Genomic DNA, 19,484 nt, shown 5'->3' with positions numbered 1-19,484 from the left:
CTCCCTCACCTCTCACATATTTCCAATTTTATCATATGTAGTAGATCCGTTAAACGCATATCACTCCCCAATCCAGTAGCTTCCTCAAATTTAAAACTATCAACGATTCAAAGAAGAATGATAAACTATTTAAGTTATTCATTCATGTAACCTAGGATTATTCATCATAAGGAGTGTACACATTGAGTAGTAAAGCAACCTTCTCAACCAATACGATGGAGACCTTTCAATGGTTTGTCTTTCTTCTAGCGAGTTCAGTCGCTATGCCGATCGTTATTGGATCCATTTATCAATTAGATTTCATAGAAATATCAGGCCTGATGCAGCGAACCTTCTTCACTGTAGGAATTGCCTCTTTGTTACAAGCGCTGTTCGGGCACAAACTGCCGATTTTTGAAGGACCAGCCGGAATATGGGTCAGCATTTTCTCTGTTATGGCCATTACAGGTATCCAAGCGGGTGGAACGTATAAAGGCACCCTCCAAACCCTTGAAGCTACAATGATTGTTACAGGAATCTTTTTATTCCTATTCGGTGCTTTTAAAATTTCTCAGAAAATCTTGCCTATCTTCACACCGCTCGTTACAGGGACATTTTTCCTACTCTTAACCGTCCAATTAAGCGGAACCTTTCTAAAAGGAATGCTTGGACTCCAAGGTGAGGCTAGTGTTATTCAAGGAGAACAATCTCTACTCGCCTTTTTAACCTTCTTTATCGTCCTCGGCTTATCAACGTTTGCGAGAGGATGGTTAAGCAGTTATGCCGTCTTTATCGGGATCATTATCGGGTGGATTGCTTTTCGGATCGTAGTAGGAGGACAAGGGGAGCAAGCTTCAGTGAGCCTGTTTGCTGCACCTGAATGGTTTGCCTTTGGAGCGCCAGCCTTTGATTTTAGTATCATTCCAATTGCATTTATAACCGCCATCATATCGATTTCTAATATTGTCGCTTCCATTGTTGCGGTGAAGCAGACGTTAGGAATGAAACAAGAAGACCATGGCGAAGAAGTGAATAAAGGAACAGCCTTCTCCGGGATCAATCACGGAATTGCCGGTGTATTTGCTTCCGTCGCCAACGTCCCTTTAGCCACTTCTGCTGGATTTATCGCCTTAACCGGCCAAAAGCGAAAGCAACCTTTTATTTATGCAACGATCCTACTTATCATTATTGCTTTCTTCCCACCGATCGTAGCGTTTATTTCAAGTATCCCTGCGCCGATCGCCAATGCGGCTTTAATGGCCTCCTTCGTGCAGCTCGTCGGGTTAGCCTTAAACAACGTAACCATGCAACCGTTGGATTCAAGAAAGAGCACCATTGTCGGAGTCGCGTACTTATTTGGTATGGCAACGATGTTCCTTCCAGCTGAAGTATTCTCAGACCTCCCAGCCCTCGCTCAAAACCTAATGAGCAACGGCCTTCTCATTGGCACAGGGCTTGTCATTCTTTTTGAACAAGCATGGAAAGTGAAAGAAGATTAAATACACTCTAAAAATCTACCCCTATATGTTATGTAACGCTCAATTAAGGGAAGTATACTAATGGACTTTTTCAAAAAAAGGAGTGGGAATCATGAACAACAAACAATTCGATAAGATCAAAAACGGTAAAGGATTTATTGCAGCCCTGGACCAAAGTGGCGGAAGTACACCTAAAGCTTTAGCTGACTACGGGGTACCTGAAGATGCTTATTCAGGCGAAGATGAAATGTTTGACCGTGTTCACCAAATGCGTACTCGTATCATTACTTCCCCTGCTTTTGATGACCGTATTTTAGGCACGATCCTTTTCGAACAAACAATGGATCGTGAAATCGAAGGCAAATATACTGCTGACTATCTTGCGGAAAAAGGAATTGCTCCTTTCCTTAAAGTGGACAAAGGGTTAGCAGATAAAGAAAATGGCGTTCAGCTCATGAAACCGATCCACGACTTAGATGAAACCCTAAGCCGTGCAACAGAACGTAATATTTTCGGTACGAAGATGCGCTCTGTGGTCCATGAACCAAACCCAACAGGAATTAAAGCTGTTGTAGATCAACAATTCGAAGCGGCTAAAAAGATCATGGAAGCCGGTCTTGTTCCGATTATCGAGCCAGAGGTAAACATCCACAGTGAGGACAAAGAGAAGTCTGAAGAAATTCTGAAAGAAGAAATTCTTCAGAACCTAAACAGCCTAGCTGAAGATGAACATGTCATGTTGAAGCTATCTATTCCAACTAAAGCAAATGCATTTAAAGAACTAGTCGAACATCCACACGTTGTTCGTGTCGTTGCTTTATCTGGCGGTTACTCTCGCGATGAAGCAAATGAGAAGCTTAAAGAAAACGAAGGCGTGATCGCAAGTTTCTCTCGCGCGTTAGTTTCTGACTTAAGCGCTAATCAAACAGACGAAGAGTTCAACAAATCACTTGATCAAGCGATCGAGAAGATCTACGATGCATCTGTAAATAAGAAATAAACCAAAAAAGGCCTGACTCATTTGTCAGGCCTTTTTGTACCATTAAGAAGTCTGAAACCCCAAAGACGTCTACAACGATGGATTTTGATACAATAGAATAGGCACGTCATGAACGAAATTCAAAGGAGGCGAATCATGAACGAAAAACACACCCTTCAACAGCTCGATATCACACGATCTTCACTCCTTAAAGAAGTTGAAGATATTGAAGAAAAAGAGGCAGATCAAATTCAAGACGGCTTTCCGAACTCCATCCGCTGGCAACTCGGTCATGTCTATTTATCTACTGAATTTCTCGTGTTTAAAAAAGCTGGTGAATCTACTAATATCCCAGAAAACTACGGAAGTTTCTTTGGTGGTGGCACACACCCAAATCAGTGGGAAGCGACACCTCCAGAACTAAGTGAATTAAAAGAACTGCTGAAAGATCAAAAGAAACGTCTGTTAAGTACCTTCGAAGGGAAAATGGACAATGCCTTAGAGGAATCCTTCCAACCAGGACCTTTCAATATTGAATCGGTTGGAGCGATGCTTTTATTCTCAGCAACGCATGAAAGTGAACACATCGGTTGGATCAAAAGCATGAAACGCGCTGTTCGTTCATAAGCTACAGATTCGCACTGAACAAGTCATTAAAAAAAGCTTCTCTCTTCAATCCACTTGAAGGGGGAAGCTTTTTTGTATAGGTTTCACAGCACTCGTAATCCTTGATCAAACGTTTGATCAAGGGTGAAAATACTCTCTACTCGCCCTTATTCCATCCTTTTTCTTTTGGCTTCAAAATACAGCATGTAAATAAATTTCTTCGTATCAATCCGGACTCGATTCACATTCTTATCCTTCCCCTGATCCAACTTCAACATCTTCTTTCGGGCTTGTTCATAATCAAAGAAAGTCGACGCATATTTGTCAAAGACAGGATGGGCGAAATCATTCAGCCCCAAGGATGCAATATAGGAAAGCCCTTGGTGGACCACTCGTCGGACACGTTGTTCAGACGCTTTCACCTCACGTTGCAATACAGAATGTTTCGCTTCGTCCCCAGCGCGACTGACTGCGATTTGATGATAGATGCCTTTAAGGGACATTGTCTCTTTCCCTTCTAACCCCTTATCCTGATCCATGTATTCGATCATCTCGAGTAAATCTCTCGACCCGATCTCCCCAATGACTCCCAGTTCAACTAAGATCGAATGACCTTCCTCTTTCAAACTTTTATTGGCTACAGATGTTCTGGCTGTGGCAGTGGCAGTATTTTGACCCGAAATAACATTTAAAGATTGCTGGATTGTGTGAATGGATTGATCCAACACAATTCTCTCATTTACTTTAGAAAGAATACTTGTTACTTCGATACGGTTTAACGGCTTTGTAATATAGTATTCTACCCCTAAGGAATAGGCTTCCCCTATTAAATCCTTTGACTCGACCTGAGAAATCATAACGACCTTCCCTGTAAAGTCATGCTGAATCTGACGCAGCGTTTCCAATCCGTCTCTCTTTGTCATTAATAAATCGATAATACGAATGTCGACTTTGTTGGTTTTCAGAACATGAGCATCAAGAGCCGACCCATCCTCTCGTTCTCCAACCACTTCTCCGAGGTCCTCATCTTCAATCATTTCCGTTAACATGGCTCGAATTGTTACATCATCATCTACTAGAAAGTAATTCATGCTATTGCCCCATTTCCACCAATTTTGCTTGAGGAATTCGAACGAAGAAAGTCGTCTTCTTTTCCTCTTCATCCACTAAGTTGATGCTCCCACTCATCCCCTCTACAACCTCTTGCACATAACTGAGTCCGATCCCTGTCGAAGCCTCTCCTGAAGAATCAAATTTAGATGTATACCCGTGCTTGAAAATCATTTCTCTCATTTTCTCAGGGACCCCTCGCCCATTATCTGTTACCTTACATTCAACTTGTCCATTCCGCTCCCTAACCTCAAGATCTATTCTCCCTTTATCTTCGATTGCTTCAACTGCATTCGAGATCAGGTTATTCAGGACAGAAAGCAGCGCATATGTAGGATACGGAGGATGATTCCCCTCATACACTAGACGGATATCAATCTGTTTTCCGAGGTACGCTGCATATTGTTCATTTGCTTGTTTGACAATCTTCCCGATCCTCTCCACATGTAAATAAGTGGCCTCACCTTCCCTTGAGATGACTTGAGATAACCCAGCGTAAATCCGCTGGTTGCCTTTCTTAATTTCGTGTACCCGACTAGCGATACCAAGAACCGCTGAAGAACGTTCTGTAACGGGTAACTCTTGTATGTTTCGATACAAATCATAACTTTCTTTCGTAACCATTTCCGCATCTTTCATAGATTTCGATAATTGCACCGCTTCCGCATACAAGCCTGAGACCACCATCATCATATGTTCAGATTGCTGCTTATGTTGCTCCTCTTCAATCTTAGCCTGTCGATACAGTAAGATATTGAAGAAACCTAATACAAAGAAACTGCGGACGACGGCGACTTCTAACAGTAACCAAAGGTCAAACCCTACAGCTTGATCAGCCACTCCACTTCTGATCACCATCTCAGCCATGCTCGCCATTACTTCTAATAAAACCCCGCATCCCCCAACGACTAACGGTTTTGTGTAATAACGAGGTACGTTCAGAAGCTGGAACAATCCACCGTATGTCAGGTAGTAGAAGAAAACAGGGAAGTGAAGCATGAACGCCTCGCTTACGCCCACCTCACCACTAGCTACTCCAAGCCCTACTCTAAACAACACCACACACAAAGCTACCGATAATATAAGCGTATACTGATGCAAACTTCTTCTCCATAGAAGAAAAAAGAAAAATAAAGGAGTCCCAAAACTAACACGAAAGTTTCCTTCCACTGGATAAAACTTTAGTTCTCCCGCCAATGGAACCATCACCATCACCAACAGCAGGAAACCAACCTTCTTTTTATTCATTCCCTTACCTCCTGCCCAAGTCAAATAAATTTTCTGACTTTTTCTCGTAGATTTCAGTAGTTTTTCGTATGTACTTGTAGGTATGCGCTTACATTATTCATTACATCATTCAGGGAGGGTTAGAATGAAAAACAATCTTGTTATTCAGATACTGTTCGCTTTCGTTTTAGCGATTGTCTTAGGTGCTATTGTAGGTCCTGATCTTGAAATCGTACAGCCTTTAGGCGATCTTTTTTTACGCTTAATCCAATTTATCATTGTTCCGCTTGTCCTCTCATCCCTTGTGGTCGGAGTGGCGAGCACGGGAAACCTTAAGGAATTAGGTCAATTAAGTTTTAAAACCGTATCGTATTATATGGTCACAACAGCCATCGCCATTTCAATTGGGCTCTTCTTCGGAACCCTTTTCTCACCTGGGACAGGGGTAGACATCGATGTATCTTCCAATCCGTCTGTTGAAGCTCAAGAAACACCGGGGATTAAAGATACCTTACTCAACATCGTTCCAACCAATCCGATTGCCGCCTTAACAGATGGCAATATGCTTCAAATTATCTTCTTCGCGATCTTTCTAGGGATTGGGATTACGATGGTCGGCGAGAAAGCCCGCCCTCTCTACCAGTTATTCGAACAACTAGCTGAAGTCATGTATAAGATCACAGGCGTTGTTATGAGATTTGCTCCGATTGGCATCTTTGGTCTGATTGCTCCAACGGTTGGGGAGTATGGATTAGCGGTTTTATGGCCGTTATTAAAAGTAATCCTCGCTTTACTGATTGGTTCACTTGTTCACGTACTTATCGTTTATTCTTTATCAGTTAAATATCTAGGGAAGATGAGCCCGATTGTATTCTTTAAAAACATTATGCCTGTAGCCATGGTTGCTTTCAGTACATCGAGTAGCTCCGGAACATTACCGATGACTATAAAATATACCGAAGAACAACTAAAAGTTCCGAGAAAGATCAGCAGCTTCGTTCTCCCTCTCGGAGCCACCATTAACATGAATGGAACCGCACTCTATCAAGGGGTCTGTGTGCTGTTTGTCGCACAATACTTTGGAATGAACCTAACCTTTGTAGACCAGCTAACGGTCGTATTAACAGCAACACTCGCTTCCATCGGCACAGCCGGTGTCCCAAGCGCAGGGCTAATCATGCTTTCCATGGTCATGACTTCTATCGGACTTCCTTTAGAGGGAATCGCCTTACTTGCAGGAATCGACCGCATACTAGATATGATCCGAACATCAGTCAATGTATTAGGGGATGCTTCTGCAGCCGTTGTTGTCAGTTCAAAAGAAAGAAACCAAACAGAGCCCGAAAACCAAGAAGAAGAATATGCAGCTGTCCATTATGGTTGACCCACATAAGACTATTACACACGGAAAGGAACGGTATATATGACGCATCATTTTCGAACAGAATCAGATTCTCTAGGGAAGAAAGAAGTACCACTAAACGCCTATTACGGCATCCAGACATTGCGAGCACAAGAAAACTTTCCGATCACTGGTTATAAATTAAATGAAGCGTTAATTTACAGCATCGCTGCAGTCAAGAAGGCTGCAGCACTAGCCAACAGGGACATTCACCAGCTCCCTGCCGATATTAGTAGAGCAATCGTTCAATCTACTGATGAAATCCTTAATGGCGACCATCATGATCAATTCCTCGTGGACCCTATTCAGGGTGGAGCCGGTACTTCCCTGAATATGAACGCCAATGAAGTGATCGCCAACAGAGCGTTAGAAATTATGGGAAAGAAAAAAGGGGATTACGAATCGGTTAATCCGAATAACCACGTCAATATGTCTCAATCAACGAACGATGTCTTCCCAACGACCATGCACCTGGCCATATCTCAGGTAATGAGCCAGCTCGAAGATGTTATGAAGGAGATGGCAGCGACTTTCAAGGACAAAGCAGATGAATTTGATCACATTGTTAAAGTAGGACGTACCCATCTACAGGATGCAGTCCCGATTCGATTAGGCCAAGAATTTGAAAGCTATCATCGTATGGTGAAAAGAGATCTTAAGCGAATTGAGCGTACGAGAGAGAACTTCTATGAAGTGAATATGGGGGCTACTGCTGTCGGGACAGGGTTGAACGCTGATCCTACGTACACAAAACTTGTGGTTGAGCACTTATCTTCCATTAGCGGATTACCTTTAGAATCCGCTGAGAATCTGGTCGATGCCACTCAGAACACAGATGCTTATACAGAGCTATCATCAGCCTTAAAGAATACGATGACCAATCTCTCTAAAATCGCTAATGATCTACGGCTCATGGCCTCAGGACCGAAGAATGGCCTTTGTGAAATTCTATTACCTGCACGACAGCCAGGGTCATCTATTATGCCTGGCAAAGTAAACCCCGTGATGCCAGAAGTAATCAATCAAATCGCTTTTCAAGTGATTGGCAATGATCAAACCATCAGTATGGCTAGTGAAGCCGGTCAATTAGATTTAAATGTAATGGAACCTGTCCTGATCTTCAACCTGCTTGAATCGATGACTGTGATGAAGAACGGGTTTCAAGTCTTCACCGATTTATGCTTGAAAGACATACAAGCAAACGAAGCCGCTTTAAAAGATCATGTCGAGAAAAGTTTAGGCGTTATCACAGCACTAAGCCCTCACATTGGATATGAGCAATCAGCCAAGATCGCACAAGAAGGAATCAAAACGAACAAAAGCATTCGTGAATTATGTAAGGAGTACAATATTTTAAATCCCGAAGACCTTGAAGTCATATTAGATACGTATGAAATGACTTACCCAGGTATTGCAGGATCGCATTTGAAAGAGAAAATGACGGTTTAAGCTTTCTTTCCACCCTTGATCAAACGTTTGATCAAGGGTTTGTCCAACGTAAAGAAGGAGCACTGGATTAATCCAGTGCTCCTTCTTTAGGTAGCCGAAACCAAAAGGTATGGTCGTTCCCATCTGATCGCAGGCCAATCTCCCCTTCATGGCGTTCTACGATCTCTTTTGCAATAGCCAGTCCAAGACCCGTACCACCGGTTTCCCTGCTTCTTGAAGGGTCAGAGCGATAAAAGCGCTCAAAGATTTTCTCTTGATCCTCTTCTTCTATCACCCTTCCAGGGCCTCGAATAGATAATTCATACGCATCCTGATCTATCTTTCCTTCAATTACTAGGGGTGCTCCATCTATATAATATTGAATGGCGTTATCTAGAAGATTATTCAGCACCTGTTGAACCCCCTCCTGGTCCACAAGCAATTCCTGAGACTCTACTTGAACCTCCCATTCAATTCCTCGTTGCTCTAAGGTTCTCTTAAAGGTTAAGACAGAAGTTTGGACCACCTCCTGTATATTCACCCTCCCCCTTTTAGCCAGGCGTTGGTGAGATCCATTGTCCCATTCTTTTAATTGATCAAGCTGTTGGATCATATGAGTGAGACGCTTGGACTCTTCATATAGACTGCCATATAATTCTTGGCTCCCGTCTATCACACCCGACTTGAGGGCATTTAAATAGCCGCTAATATTCGATAATGGGGTTCTAAGTTCATGGGAGAGATCAGTAACGATTTTCTTTCGTTGATGTTCATTTGCTTCTAATTGTCTGACCAATTCATTGTAATGCCCTATAAACTCATCCATTTCGCTACCATTACTCATCGAGATCGGCTTAGGATACTTTCCTTCTTTTAATGTTTTGGTTGTCTCAATTAAATCTCTCACAGGCCTTAACAGTTTCTTGGTAAATAGATAATTGACCATACTCCCCAAAATGATGGCGCACAAACTAAAGATCCACAGATATTGAAAAAGGGTTTCACGAAAATGCGACTGACGAACAGTACCCGTATCCATATTCGCCACCAGGAAGCACGCCGTATTATAAATAGACCACCCACTAATGCCAACAAAGATCGTAATAATGAACACATTTAATATGGTCATCCGAAACAGGAATCCCTTGTGCCAATGAGAGGAGATCCATTTATTCAGTGACAAATTTATACCCCATTCCTCTAACCGTTTGTATTCTCTTAGGGTGTGATGGGTCTTTTTCAACCTTTTCCCGAAGTTTCTTGATATGAGCATCGATTGTTCGATCTAACACGGTTTGTTCCGCTAATGGGTAGAGATTTTGCAAGAGTTGTTCCCGGGTTAAGACTCGATTTGGGTTGGTCATAAAATAATAGAGCATATTAAATTCATATTTCGTCAGGTTCACCGCTGTTTCATACAGGAGGACCTCGCCTTTACGGGGTTTAATACACAATCCGTCATGCACGATTTTTTGGCAAAACTGCCCTGTTCGACGGAGAACCGCTTCAACATGAGCGACTAATTCATCTGGCTCAAACGGTTTCGTTAAGTAATCATCCGCCCCCATACGAAGCCCCGTGATTTTATCACTCGTTTTTGCTTTAGCCGTAAGCATAATAATCGATACTTCATTTCTCTCCTGTTCCCTAATCCATCTGCAAACCTCTTCTCCACTCACCTTCGGAAGCATTAAATCCAATATCACCAAGCAAGGATGATAGGTCAGGAAAGCTCTTTTGGCTTCTTCTCCATCCGCAGCCTCGATCGTTTCATACCCCTCTTTATTTAAATAGATCGCAACGAGTTGTCGTATCATTTTGTCGTCTTCTACGATTAAAATTGTTTGTTTCATAGGCATCACCACTTTATAGTATCTTTCTTACTTCATGTTCTCAAATTGCTGCACCATTCGTTCGTAATTCATAGCCCCCAATGATTTGTGTTGAATGATCCCTTCTGAATCAATCATATATGTAGTTGGAATGGGCCTGATCTGATACATAGTCGCGACTTCATTCCCTTGATCTAAAAGAACGGGAAAGCTTAACCCATACTCCTTTTTAAACGCATGGACATCGTCCACCTTTGCTTCTGTTCCCGTTAAATTAACAGCAAGGATCGTAACGTCTTTATTCTGATAGAACTTCTCCATATCTGGCATTTCCGCTCGACAGGGAGGGCACCATGTAGCCCAGAAGTTCAGCATAATCCTTTCTCCTTTATAGTTCGATAAGGAGGCTTTCTCTCCTTGTAACGTTTTTACTTCAAAGTCAGGTGCTTTCTGTCCGACCTCTAACCCTTCTTCTATATTAGCTCCAGATTCCCCTTGCCCATTAGAATTCTGTTCCAAAACGTCTGACGTATTTTGCTCCTCACTAGTAAAATCGTAAATCGCCCATCCAAACATCCCTACGAAGATCGCCACAATGATGATACGCTTTATATTCATCGTTCTCCTCCTATCCTAAATTTGAAAACCAAGTTCCATCGAGAAGTTGCAACAGGTAGTTTGAGAGACTAGCCATCTGTCCAGTAAACAGCAACACACCCATTCCAATCATGATACTTCCTCCAATTTTCATGAAACGTTCACTGTATTTCACAATCCACCTGGTGGAACCAAGGAAGAAAGAAAGTACAAGAAACGGAACAGAGAACCCGATGATATACATAAGGGTATACAAGGTTCCCTCTGTTGGATTTGTCCCTGCTACGACGAGTATGGAAGCAAAGATCGGTCCTATACACGGTGTCCATCCAGCGGCGAATCCAACACCTACAAACACCGTCCCCAGGTAGCCCGCAGGCTTTTTGGCCAACCTCATTCTCTTTTCATTCATAAAGAGCGGAATTCTTAACCACCCCGTTATTAAAAAGCCCATTAAAACAATAAAAATACCAGCTAAACGCTGAAGCAAGACTCCTGAATTCCCGGTTAACAATCCTTGAATCCATTGACCAAGCAACGAAACTCCAATTCCAAGTCCCATAAAAATCAGGGACACACCTAGTAAAAAGAATATGGAGTGGAGGAGTAATGTTTTCCGAATCGCAAACGAAGAAGAGTCCTTCAATTCTTTCACGCTAACTCCTGTGATATAGGACAAATAAGCAGGAAATAAAGGTAGCGTACATGGGGATATAAATGAGAGCACCCCTGCCCCAAATGCCAGCCAGATTGTAAGCTCTGCTGCAGAAGCTGTCATATTCTCACCTTCTTTTTATAGAATAACGGAATGAACAACATTCCAATGAAAATCCAAAACCATAGATCGACTTTGTAATGAAAGAAAAACGTTTCACCAAATTGTAAAGCCAGTATAAGCTTTCCAACACTAAGCGCCCCCGCTATTCCCGCCCATCCACTTGTCGCTGAATCTCTGTTGATTACTACAACTTGCCAGATCACAAGGACGACCCCGAGGGCCATTTCTCCTAAGTAAACCGCTCTGCCTGATGCCCAAATTACCGAAATAAAGAAATAAACAAAGGAAGCATAGTTCAGCATGACAAGCGCGGATAAGCCTATCCCCTGAAGTTTCTCTCGATCCCGGTACGCCCATAAGCTATATAAAACGGTGAAAACAATACCTATATAGAGCGCTTGATGATTACTAGGATAAATAAGTATCGACACAGGATCCTCAAAGAATAACCTCCATTTCAATAAGACCTTCCCTATCCAAACAAAAACGACCAGCCAAACAAACAGTCCAATCATTTCACTAAGTACATGACGTGTCCTCGTTTTAGAAAACGGACTTGTCAACATAAAGAAGAACACACCACTTCCAAGGGAAATGGTTAAGACCACGAGGTGAACCGGTAAAACAAGAGGACCTAATACCACCTTTTGAATCCCCCTCCTTTTCTTCTGTTTACCATCACACTATAAAACGAATGTGAAAATTTGATGAAAGGAATAAAGTTCGTTCTTCATTTGTAAATGAATTACGGAAGGGTCTCACGAGGAGAATCTAGGTAAGAATAAAACGATTAGACCGTTTCTCCCATGCGGTTTGGTGTCTTGATCAAACGTTTGATCAAGATTCCTAAGAGGCGTTGAAGTGCTTGTAGTGAAGAGGAGGACGAATGAGAAGACATAAAATAAACCTCTCAAGGATTTAACCTTGAGAGGTTTACTAGGAAAGTTCTTATTGTCGTTTTAGACTGATTTCACGGCACCTGTAACGGATGTGGATCCGCCAACAATTTGGAACTCTTTGCCGACTGTAGAATTATCTTGCAGACTCGCTAAGATCACACTTGCTACATCTTCACGTGGAATCTCGCCTCTTTCTACCTTTTCAGCTGCTTGAATCTGGCCTGTTCCTTCATCATTTGTCAGCATACCTGGATGGATAATGGTATAATCCAGGTCTGTTCGGCGTAACCAATCATCCGCATAGTGCTTCGCAGCTACATAAGGGGAGAAGGAAGATGGAGCTTCCTGGATCGCCTCACGTGTCGTATCAAATGAACTAATCATGACGTAGCGCTTCACTCCTGCAGATTTAGCGGCTTCAATGGTTTTCACGGCACCGTCTAAGTCAATTAGCATTGTTTTGTCAGGTCCTGTGTTAGGTCCTGAACCTGCAGTGAATACAACAGCGTCCACACCTTCAGTGGCTTTCGTAATCTCGTCTGTGTTTCCTTCTAAATCGACAACAACAGGCTCCGCACCTAAGTCTTTAAAGTAAGATGCTTGTTCTTCTTTACGTATCATTGCCTTCGCTTGAAGACCTTCTGTATCCTGGATCTTCTTCACAAGATGTTTCCCAACTTGACCATTTGCTCCTACTACAAGTACTTTCATTCTGATTCATCCTTTCTATACATTCTTCTTTATTCTTATCCTAAACATTTCTAACCATAATGGGTGCACCCTTATCTATAACCCAAAATACAAAAAAAGAAACGAATGAATGTTCTTTCCGCTCTCTTCCCCTCAACCCTGACTGCTTTATTTCTGCTTATAAAAAGGGTCATCTCCCAATTATTCGGGTATACAACCTATAAGACGATGAAGGAGGATGAAACAATGGATGCAAAGATTATAGGAGGCGTTTTCTCAAAGGTTAATCATGCAGAAAGCGCAATATCAGAATTGCAACACCTCGGATACGATTCTAAAGATATTTCTATTTTTGCGAAGGAAGAAGAGAAGGTAAATCGATTAGAGGATGAAAAGGAGAAGTCCATATCTTCAAATGAAGACGAAATTGCAGATGGTGCTGGCAGCGCCACTGGATTAGGAGCCATTGCCGGAAGAAGCTTAGGCGGGATTGGCGGCTTACTCACAAACATTGGTCTCATATCTGTACCCGGTGGCGGAAACTTAACCTCAGCTGGCCCCATCGCCTTCAACTCAGAGGGACGTAAAGATGGAGTCTCTCGTTCCCTTCAAGATTCCGGCGTACCCGCGGAAGAGGCTCAAAAGTACGAAGACGAGGTAGAGAATGGGAAGATAATTGTGCTTGTAGAAGCAATCGGAAATATGCAAGATGACGTTCACCGAATCTTTCGAACCAACCACACGGAAAATAAATCTATGTATCCTGATCATTACTAATTCAAGACTGTTACAGAATTCCACAAATCATTTTAAAAGGGGACACCAAGGACCAAGAGTTGCACCACAACGTCTAACCCGGTAATATTTCCCCGGAAATTGTTGAACCTACACGTTCCATTCGACACACGCTCCCTACTAACTCAGAATTCACCCCAAAGAAATCAACATGAATAAACCCGCTTACAACCGCCTTATTGTTATGAACGACATAAAAAAAGCGTCATGAATAATGGCGCTTTTTGACATGCAATTATTACTTCATTCCGCATCGCTTACACGTTGTTTCTCCTTCCATAGCTGCATGAAACAATACCTTGTATACCTTTTGCTTGTCCTTCTCGATTTCCTCGCCACATAACACCCTGTTATTCCGGTCCCTCCAACCTGGCCCGATAAAACCCAAAAATAAAACGAGTCCCACAGCTAACAGCGCCCCCCATATAGTAAGAAAATCCACCACACCAGAGACTTCTCCTTTCTACCGTGTTTATCAATCAAACCGACCGATTCTGAAACAGAAACTTCACTTTCTGTAGATCCGCCAAAAACCCCATGCCATCCCTGTTAAAATGACACCGAAAAGGATAAACATCCCTACAAAGCCCATTACGTCAAGCATTTCTCCGCCCCCTTATATCATAAAGATCGTCAACACCAGGAAAGCTAGCGTGCCAAAGAACGACACACCAACTTTCTTCTCAGCACTCAACGTATTTCCTTTAACCTTTTGAACAATGGCTAACACAAGAAGGTATACTAGAAAGAGAAAGTAGTAAAAGATGAGATAAAGACTCAGGCGATGCTGTTGAATTACTTCCCTAAATGAGTCCGTCATGAATCCAGTAATAAATAAGAGGAGAGATGCACCTAAGAAAAGAGCCAAAGTCAATGGTGCACTGCTCCAAAAATGAGATGTAAAAATGGTCGGACTCTTTTTTAATTGTAGACGAATGATCAGACTGAAAACCCCGACGGTTAAAGCGAGAAATAGAATCATCAGAACTGTGGGGCCCAGACTATGAATTTTTGAAGAAGTCATAGGCACAGCAATCGCCTGGTTGAATTGTTCTGCTATGAATGCCAGTATCCCTAACAATACGACGAGAATAACTTGCAAAAGCGTCCAGCGTGAGAAAAACATAATTATTGCCCCTTGCATCAATGAATACTTCTCTTTCCTTATATACGTCCGTATCCCTCTCGTGGTTTCATAATTTTACCATTGATATCAGGAAGTTCTCCAATTTCCAAACCAACATAAAGAAGACCACCTACTCAGGTGGTCTTCTCTAACGATTAAGTGATCTTCCTCTACATGTTAAGCAGCAGGATTCTCCATTAAACCGGCCCCCAATTGATCAAGACCCCTACTGTTAGCATAATCACCGCAATAACAACCCATATCAGCAATAACGGAAGCATCCATTTCGCCCATTTAATCCATGGAACTCCCGCTACGGCTAGACTGGCCATCAGTGGGCCTGACGTCGGGAAGATGCTATTCGTGAAGCCATCACCGAATTGATAGGCCTGTACAGCTACTTGCCTCGTAATACCGACCATATCCGCTAATGGAGACAAGATCGGCATAGAGATCATAGCTTGTCCACTCCCAGATGGAACGAGGAAATTCAAGACCCCATTGGCCACAAACATCCCGAGCGCAGAAAGAACAGGCGTTAGTCCCTCCAGTGGAACAGATAAAGCATTTACAGCTGTATCGAGTATGCTCGCATCCTCCATAACGATTAAAATGGCCCGAGCCACCCCGATAATCAACGCACCATAAACAAGCTTTTGACATCCTTCTAGAAAGGTGAGTGCCACCTTATTGTAATTCATCCCTGCTATGATTCCGGCTACAAGCCCGATGATAATAAAGAAAGCAGCCATATGATTGATCGTCCATTTAAACTGAATCGTCGCAAATATAAAGAACAATAGCGCAGCCCCAACGAACCCAAGGATCCACTTATGTCGCCCGGTAAAGGGCGCCTTTAAATCTTCTTCCGCCTCCTCCTCATCTAGTATCCCGACCAGACTCTTTGAAGGATCATGGAGCAGTTTCTTCGTATAACCCCATGTATAAAGAATCGTGGCTCCTACAATAAAGACAAAAGCGATAATTCGTAAAAGCATCCCCGAGAAAAGCGGAATATCCGCTATAGATTGGGCAATTCCTACGGTATATGGATTTAAGAAGCCAACATTAAACCCGGCAAACGTTGCTCCAAATGTAATAGACACCGCTACAATCGCATCCAGCTTCAAGGCTCTGGCAATGATCACCCCGATTGCCACAAAAGGAATAACCGAATTCGCAACAGCCCCAACAGCTCCACCAAGAGCGAACAAGGTAGATACAATCGCAATGAGCCAGAACTCTTTCCCTCTCGTCTTGTTCACAGCCCTGATAATTCCACCTTTAATCGCACCAGAACGCTCAATCACTTCAAACGCCCCTCCTGCAAACAGAACAAGAAAGATTAACCCTCCAGACTGAACCATCCCTTCTTGTAAGGCAAGAAAGATATCCATAAAACCAGCCGGATTCCCATCCACCTCACTATATGTACCAGGTATAACCCGCTCTACCCCCTCAATCGTTTCCCTTTCAAAAGAACCAGATGGAACCAGATAAGTCGCAATCGACGCTACAATTAATACCGCAAATAAAATCACATACGTATCCGGCATCTCCCACTTCCCATTTCTCTCCGTTTGACTCTCCAAACCCCTCTCTGGTGAACTCATGCCAAAACATCCCTCCATATAAATATTCATCCTCCCTCTTACAACGCGGTACATATAAGGAAGATACTGTATATTATATTAATAATATTGAATATTTGCAAAATTTTAATAAATGTTAAGTAGAATAAATCCTCCCACGTCTCTTAGCTGTTCAAAGAATTATTAAGATAACTTCCGTAAGCTTTAAGCTACTAGGCCGTTCACAAAAATAATAGCCAGGGGTGGCTGGGGAACGGGGAGACTCCTGCGGGAGAAAGAGGTCGACGAGACCCCGGAGGGAACGAAGTGAGCGAGGAGGCTCGACAGCTCGCCCGCGGAAAGCGAGTCGTTCCCCAGCCACCCCAACCACTCATTAAACGTAACGGCCGAATTAACATTAATAGATTGCACAAAAAAGACTACTCTCCATCCGGAAAGTAGTCTTCCACCCCTTACTGTTCTTTCATCCATTGCGGCTTACCAAACCCTTGAAACTCCTCATCAATAATCTCCTCAAACTCATCCGACTCAATCACTTCTTTAATATCTTTCACAAACTGAGAATCTAAGTCTTCTGTTTTCACCGCTACCCGGTTACGATACTGATCCGGCATGTCCTCAAGCGCTAACGCATTTAATAGATCCATGTCCGCTGCAAGAGCGTAGTTCCCTGGAACAAGGGATAAGTCTTCACTATCCACAAGTCGCGGAAGCTGAGCCGCTTCTACTTCAACAAATTCTAGCTCTTTCGGATTCTCTTTAATATCCCTTAACGAAGCGCGAAGAGGGTCTACGTCTTCCTTGATCTTCACTAACCCTTCATCTTCTAAAATGATTAAGGCACGGGCTAAATTGGTCGGATCATTGGGAAGGGCCATGGAGCTTCCCTTTTCAATACTCTCGATGTCTTCATATTTATTGGAGTAAATCCCCATCGGGGCTGTAGGAACAATGATCACTTCAGATAAATCTAGATCATGTTCTTTTGCAAAGGATTCTAAATAAATCCCGTGTTGAAAGAGGTTTGCATCAAGATCGCCGCTTGCTAATGCTTTATTAGGCTGTACATAGTCTGTAAATTCCTTGTTTTTCACTTCATATCCTTTTTCCTCTAGAAGGGGAGCGATCGCTTTTGTGACCATATCACTGTATGGACCTGAGGTTGCTCCGAATTGAATCGTCTCTTTCCCAGAAGCGTCTGCACCTTCGTCTTCTCCGCAAGCTGCTAACACGGTAAGGGTTAATAGGGCTATACCTAGTGCGAATAATTTTTTCATTAGAATCTTCTCCTTTATTAGCTCTTTTTGACTGATTTTGCTGTGAAATCTCCCACGTATTGAATAACCTGAACCATGACAATTAAGAGAATAACCGTCGTAAACATAACGAAGTTGTCATAACGATAATATCCATATCGGATCGCTAAATCCCCGATACCACCGCCTCCAATCGTTCCGGCCATGGCTGAATAGCCAACGAGACTGATTGCGGTAATCGTTAACCCGCTGATCAGCCCTGATTTAATCTCAGGGAAGATGATGTCTTTAATAATTAACCACGGGGACGCTCCACAAGAGATGGCGGCTTCAATCACACCTCGGTCTATATCTCTAGCGGACGACTCCACGATTCGTGCATAGAACGGAATTGCGGCTACTGATAATGAAACAGAAGCTGCGACTGGCCCTGTCGTTGTTCCTAATAAGAGATCGGTAAACGGAAACAAAAAGACTAATAGAATAATAAACGGAACCGAACGAACAAGGTTAACGATGACACCAGTTATACTCTTCACCCATTTATTCTGAAGGAACAAATCTCGATCCGTTACAAATAAGAGTAACCCGAGTGGTAATCCAACGATAAATGAGACGACTAATCCAATGCCTACCATGATTAATGTATCAACGAAAGACTTACTCAGCTCTGGCCATAGTGTAATCAGTTGATCGATCATTCTCTATCACCTCCACTTCACCTAATGTTTCTCGTAAACTTGCGAGGGCCAGGCTCACTTCCTGGTCGTCTCCTTTTAATTCCATGACGAAGGTGCCAAGCGGTTTCTCCTGAATATAGTCAATCTTTCCGTGAAGGATATTCCCTCGAATCCTATGTTCCTGCAGCAGATCAGATACGATCGCTTCACCAGCTAGCTCTCCCGTGAATTTCAATAACACAATCGTCCCCTGACTCTTCTTAAGAAGGGCCTCAGGAATCGTAAAGTCGATGACGGTCTTGATAAACCGCTCGGTCAGCTCATTCTTTGGATGAGCAAAGATATCGTAGGTGTTTCCTTCTTCAACGACCCTGCCCTCTTCCATAACGGCACATCGGTCGCAGATTTCTTTCACAACTTCCATTTCGTGCGTAATCAATACAATGGTGAGTCCTAGTTCCCGATTAATCTTCTTCAGAAGCTGAAGAATGGACTGGGTTGTATTTGGATCAAGAGCTGAAGTCGCTTCATCACACAGTAGCACTTTCGGATTATTCGCAAGAGCTCTAGCAATACTCACCCGCTGCTTTTGACCTCCGCTCAGCTGTGCTGGATATTGGTTGGCTTTATCAGATAAACCAACAAGCTCGAGCAGCTCCTCCGCTCGTTGCTGACGCTCAACACGCCCCACCCCAGCCGCCTTTAAGGCAAACCCTACATTTTCTGCTACGGTTTTGGCCATTGCAAGGTGAAATCCCTGAAAGATCATTCCAATTGATTGACGTGCTTTCCTTAGTTCTTTAGATGATAGAGACATGAGATCGATTCCATCTATCGTCACCGTGCCACTTGTTGGACGCTCTAGGATATTCAGGCAACGCAAGAGCGTACTTTTTCCAGCTCCGCTATATCCAACAATCCCAAACACTTCTCCTTGATTGATATGTAGCGATACATTGTCTACCCCTACAACGGTACCTTCTTTCGATTCATACGTTTTACTCAACTGCTGTATTGAAATCATCGATCT

19 protein-coding genes are annotated in these 19,484 nt (G+C 42.9%); 6 read left to right on the top strand and 13 right to left on the bottom strand.

All coding sequences use genetic code 11. The annotated features are described in order from the left end of the window. The first annotated feature begins 182 nt into the window (after positions 1-182). The 3 genes from QNI29_RS01885 (at position 183) to QNI29_RS01875 (ending at position 3,063) form a co-directional block, all read left to right on the top strand. On the top strand, positions 183-1,478 hold the full coding sequence (locus tag QNI29_RS01885; RefSeq protein WP_231419786.1) for a purine/pyrimidine permease: 1,296 nt from the start codon (positions 183-185) through the stop codon (positions 1,476-1,478). A 91-nt stretch (positions 1,479-1,569) separates the two neighbouring features. After that, entirely contained in the window at positions 1,570-2,457 is an 888-nt protein-coding gene (locus QNI29_RS01880) for a fructose bisphosphate aldolase (RefSeq protein ID WP_231419785.1), read from the top strand. A gap of 135 nt (positions 2,458-2,592) precedes the next feature. Beyond that, a complete protein-coding gene (locus QNI29_RS01875; protein ID WP_231419784.1) occupies positions 2,593-3,063 on the top strand; it encodes a DinB family protein in 471 nt (156 codons plus the stop codon). 146 nt (positions 3,064-3,209) lie between these two features. Here QNI29_RS01875 and QNI29_RS01870 read toward each other — a convergent pair whose 3' ends face one another. Both QNI29_RS01870 and QNI29_RS01865 read right to left on the bottom strand, forming a co-directional pair. After that, a complete protein-coding gene (locus QNI29_RS01870) occupies positions 3,210-4,133 on the bottom strand; it encodes a response regulator (RefSeq protein ID WP_231419783.1) in 924 nt (307 codons plus the stop codon). 1 nt (position 4,134) lies between these two features. Further along, a complete protein-coding gene (locus QNI29_RS01865) occupies positions 4,135-5,400 on the bottom strand; it encodes a sensor histidine kinase (protein ID WP_231419782.1) in 1,266 nt (421 codons plus the stop codon). 124 nt (positions 5,401-5,524) lie between these two features. On the opposite strand from QNI29_RS01865, the gene QNI29_RS01860 reads away from it, so the two are divergent. Both QNI29_RS01860 and aspA read left to right on the top strand, forming a co-directional pair. Then, positions 5,525-6,763, top strand: coding sequence for a dicarboxylate/amino acid:cation symporter (locus QNI29_RS01860; protein ID WP_231419781.1), 1,239 nt, complete (start codon positions 5,525-5,527; stop codon positions 6,761-6,763). A 39-nt stretch (positions 6,764-6,802) separates the two neighbouring features. Then, positions 6,803-8,230, top strand: coding sequence for an aspartate ammonia-lyase (gene aspA / locus QNI29_RS01855; RefSeq protein WP_231419780.1), 1,428 nt, complete (start codon positions 6,803-6,805; stop codon positions 8,228-8,230). Positions 8,231-8,297: 67 nt separating this feature from the next. Here aspA and QNI29_RS01850 read toward each other — a convergent pair whose 3' ends face one another. The 6 genes from QNI29_RS01850 to QNI29_RS01825 form a co-directional block, all read right to left on the bottom strand. Next, a complete protein-coding gene (locus tag QNI29_RS01850; protein WP_231419779.1) occupies positions 8,298-9,338 on the bottom strand; it encodes a sensor histidine kinase in 1,041 nt (346 codons plus the stop codon). Between the two features lie 40 nt (positions 9,339-9,378). After that, positions 9,379-10,062 (bottom strand): response regulator transcription factor, encoded by a 684-nt coding sequence (locus QNI29_RS01845; protein WP_231419778.1) that lies wholly within the window; start codon positions 10,060-10,062, stop codon positions 9,379-9,381. Between the two features lie 27 nt (positions 10,063-10,089). Then, the gene (locus tag QNI29_RS01840; RefSeq protein WP_255688878.1) at positions 10,090-10,659 is read right to left on the bottom strand and encodes a redoxin domain-containing protein; all 570 of its coding nucleotides are present in this window, start codon (positions 10,657-10,659) and stop codon (positions 10,090-10,092) included. 10 nt (positions 10,660-10,669) lie between these two features. Further along, positions 10,670-11,416 carry a cytochrome c biogenesis CcdA family protein gene (locus QNI29_RS01835; protein WP_231419777.1) on the bottom strand — a complete coding sequence of 249 codons (747 nt, stop codon included), beginning with the start codon at positions 11,414-11,416 and terminating at the stop codon, positions 10,670-10,672. After that, complete coding sequence (locus tag QNI29_RS01830; RefSeq protein WP_231419776.1) at positions 11,413-12,060, bottom strand: hypothetical protein; 648 nt, start codon at positions 12,058-12,060, stop codon at positions 11,413-11,415. Before QNI29_RS01830 ends, QNI29_RS01835 begins: the two co-directional genes overlap by 4 nt. Before the next feature lie 315 nt (positions 12,061-12,375). Continuing rightward, positions 12,376-13,026 (bottom strand): SDR family oxidoreductase, encoded by a 651-nt coding sequence (locus QNI29_RS01825; protein ID WP_231419775.1) that lies wholly within the window; start codon positions 13,024-13,026, stop codon positions 12,376-12,378. Between the two features lie 225 nt (positions 13,027-13,251). On the opposite strand from QNI29_RS01825, the gene QNI29_RS01820 reads away from it, so the two are divergent. Further along, complete coding sequence (locus QNI29_RS01820) at positions 13,252-13,782, top strand: general stress protein (protein WP_231419774.1); 531 nt, start codon at positions 13,252-13,254, stop codon at positions 13,780-13,782. A gap of 634 nt (positions 13,783-14,416) precedes the next feature. Here QNI29_RS01820 and QNI29_RS01815 read toward each other — a convergent pair. The 5 genes from QNI29_RS01815 to QNI29_RS01795 form a co-directional block, all read right to left on the bottom strand. Then, positions 14,417-14,944: a hypothetical protein gene (locus QNI29_RS01815; RefSeq protein ID WP_231419773.1), complete on the bottom strand. Its 528-nt coding sequence runs from the start codon at positions 14,942-14,944 to the stop codon at positions 14,417-14,419. Positions 14,945-15,123: 179 nt separating this feature from the next. Beyond that, positions 15,124-16,518, bottom strand: coding sequence for a YfcC family protein (locus QNI29_RS01810; RefSeq protein ID WP_284526728.1), 1,395 nt, complete (start codon positions 16,516-16,518; stop codon positions 15,124-15,126). 452 nt (positions 16,519-16,970) lie between these two features. After that, positions 16,971-17,795 carry a MetQ/NlpA family ABC transporter substrate-binding protein gene (locus QNI29_RS01805; protein ID WP_231419771.1) on the bottom strand — a complete coding sequence of 275 codons (825 nt, stop codon included), beginning with the start codon at positions 17,793-17,795 and terminating at the stop codon, positions 16,971-16,973. Between the two features lie 17 nt (positions 17,796-17,812). After that, positions 17,813-18,475 carry a methionine ABC transporter permease gene (locus QNI29_RS01800; protein ID WP_231419770.1) on the bottom strand — a complete coding sequence of 221 codons (663 nt, stop codon included), beginning with the start codon at positions 18,473-18,475 and terminating at the stop codon, positions 17,813-17,815. Beyond that, entirely contained in the window at positions 18,435-19,478 is a 1,044-nt protein-coding gene (locus QNI29_RS01795) for a methionine ABC transporter ATP-binding protein (RefSeq protein ID WP_231419795.1), read from the bottom strand. The genes QNI29_RS01800 and QNI29_RS01795 overlap by 41 nt, the downstream gene beginning before the upstream one ends. Between the last annotated feature and the right edge of the window lie 6 nt (positions 19,479-19,484).

Origin of the sequence: Pontibacillus chungwhensis (genome assembly GCF_030166655.1) — a bacterium.
Classification (GTDB): Bacteria; Bacillota; Bacilli; order Bacillales; family BH030062; genus Pontibacillus.
Note: the sequence above shows the minus strand (reverse complement) of the source record. Positions and strands in the feature narration are given on the sequence as shown.

Bases quoted from the DNA above. Each gene is read 5' to 3' on its own strand.
- QNI29_RS01880 (WP_231419785.1), top strand. From the start codon at position 1,570: ATGAACAACAAACAATTCGATAAGATCAAAAACGGTAAAGGATTTATT.
- QNI29_RS01875 (WP_231419784.1), top strand. From the start codon at position 2,593: ATGAACGAAAAACACACCCTTCAACAGCTCGATATCACACGATCTTCA.
- QNI29_RS01870 (WP_231419783.1), bottom strand. From the start codon at position 4,133: ATGAATTACTTTCTAGTAGATGATGATGTAACAATTCGAGCCATGTTA.
- QNI29_RS01865 (WP_231419782.1), bottom strand. From the start codon at position 5,400: ATGAATAAAAAGAAGGTTGGTTTCCTGCTGTTGGTGATGGTGATGGTT.
- QNI29_RS01860 (WP_231419781.1), top strand. From the start codon at position 5,525: ATGAAAAACAATCTTGTTATTCAGATACTGTTCGCTTTCGTTTTAGCG.
- aspA (WP_231419780.1), top strand. From the start codon at position 6,803: ATGACGCATCATTTTCGAACAGAATCAGATTCTCTAGGGAAGAAAGAA.
- QNI29_RS01850 (WP_231419779.1), bottom strand. From the start codon at position 9,338: ATGACCATATTAAATGTGTTCATTATTACGATCTTTGTTGGCATTAGT.
- QNI29_RS01845 (WP_231419778.1), bottom strand. From the start codon at position 10,062: ATGAAACAAACAATTTTAATCGTAGAAGACGACAAAATGATACGACAA.
- QNI29_RS01840 (WP_255688878.1), bottom strand. From the start codon at position 10,659: ATGAATATAAAGCGTATCATCATTGTGGCGATCTTCGTAGGGATGTTT.
- QNI29_RS01835 (WP_231419777.1), bottom strand. From the start codon at position 11,416: ATGACAGCTTCTGCAGCAGAGCTTACAATCTGGCTGGCATTTGGGGCA.
- QNI29_RS01825 (WP_231419775.1), bottom strand. From the start codon at position 13,026: ATGAAAGTACTTGTAGTAGGAGCAAATGGTCAAGTTGGGAAACATCTT.
- QNI29_RS01820 (WP_231419774.1), top strand. From the start codon at position 13,252: ATGGATGCAAAGATTATAGGAGGCGTTTTCTCAAAGGTTAATCATGCA.
- QNI29_RS01815 (WP_231419773.1), bottom strand. From the start codon at position 14,944: ATGCAAGGGGCAATAATTATGTTTTTCTCACGCTGGACGCTTTTGCAA.
- QNI29_RS01805 (WP_231419771.1), bottom strand. From the start codon at position 17,795: ATGAAAAAATTATTCGCACTAGGTATAGCCCTATTAACCCTTACCGTG.
- QNI29_RS01800 (WP_231419770.1), bottom strand. From the start codon at position 18,475: ATGATCGATCAACTGATTACACTATGGCCAGAGCTGAGTAAGTCTTTC.
- QNI29_RS01795 (WP_231419795.1), bottom strand. From the start codon at position 19,478: ATGATTTCAATACAGCAGTTGAGTAAAACGTATGAATCGAAAGAAGGT.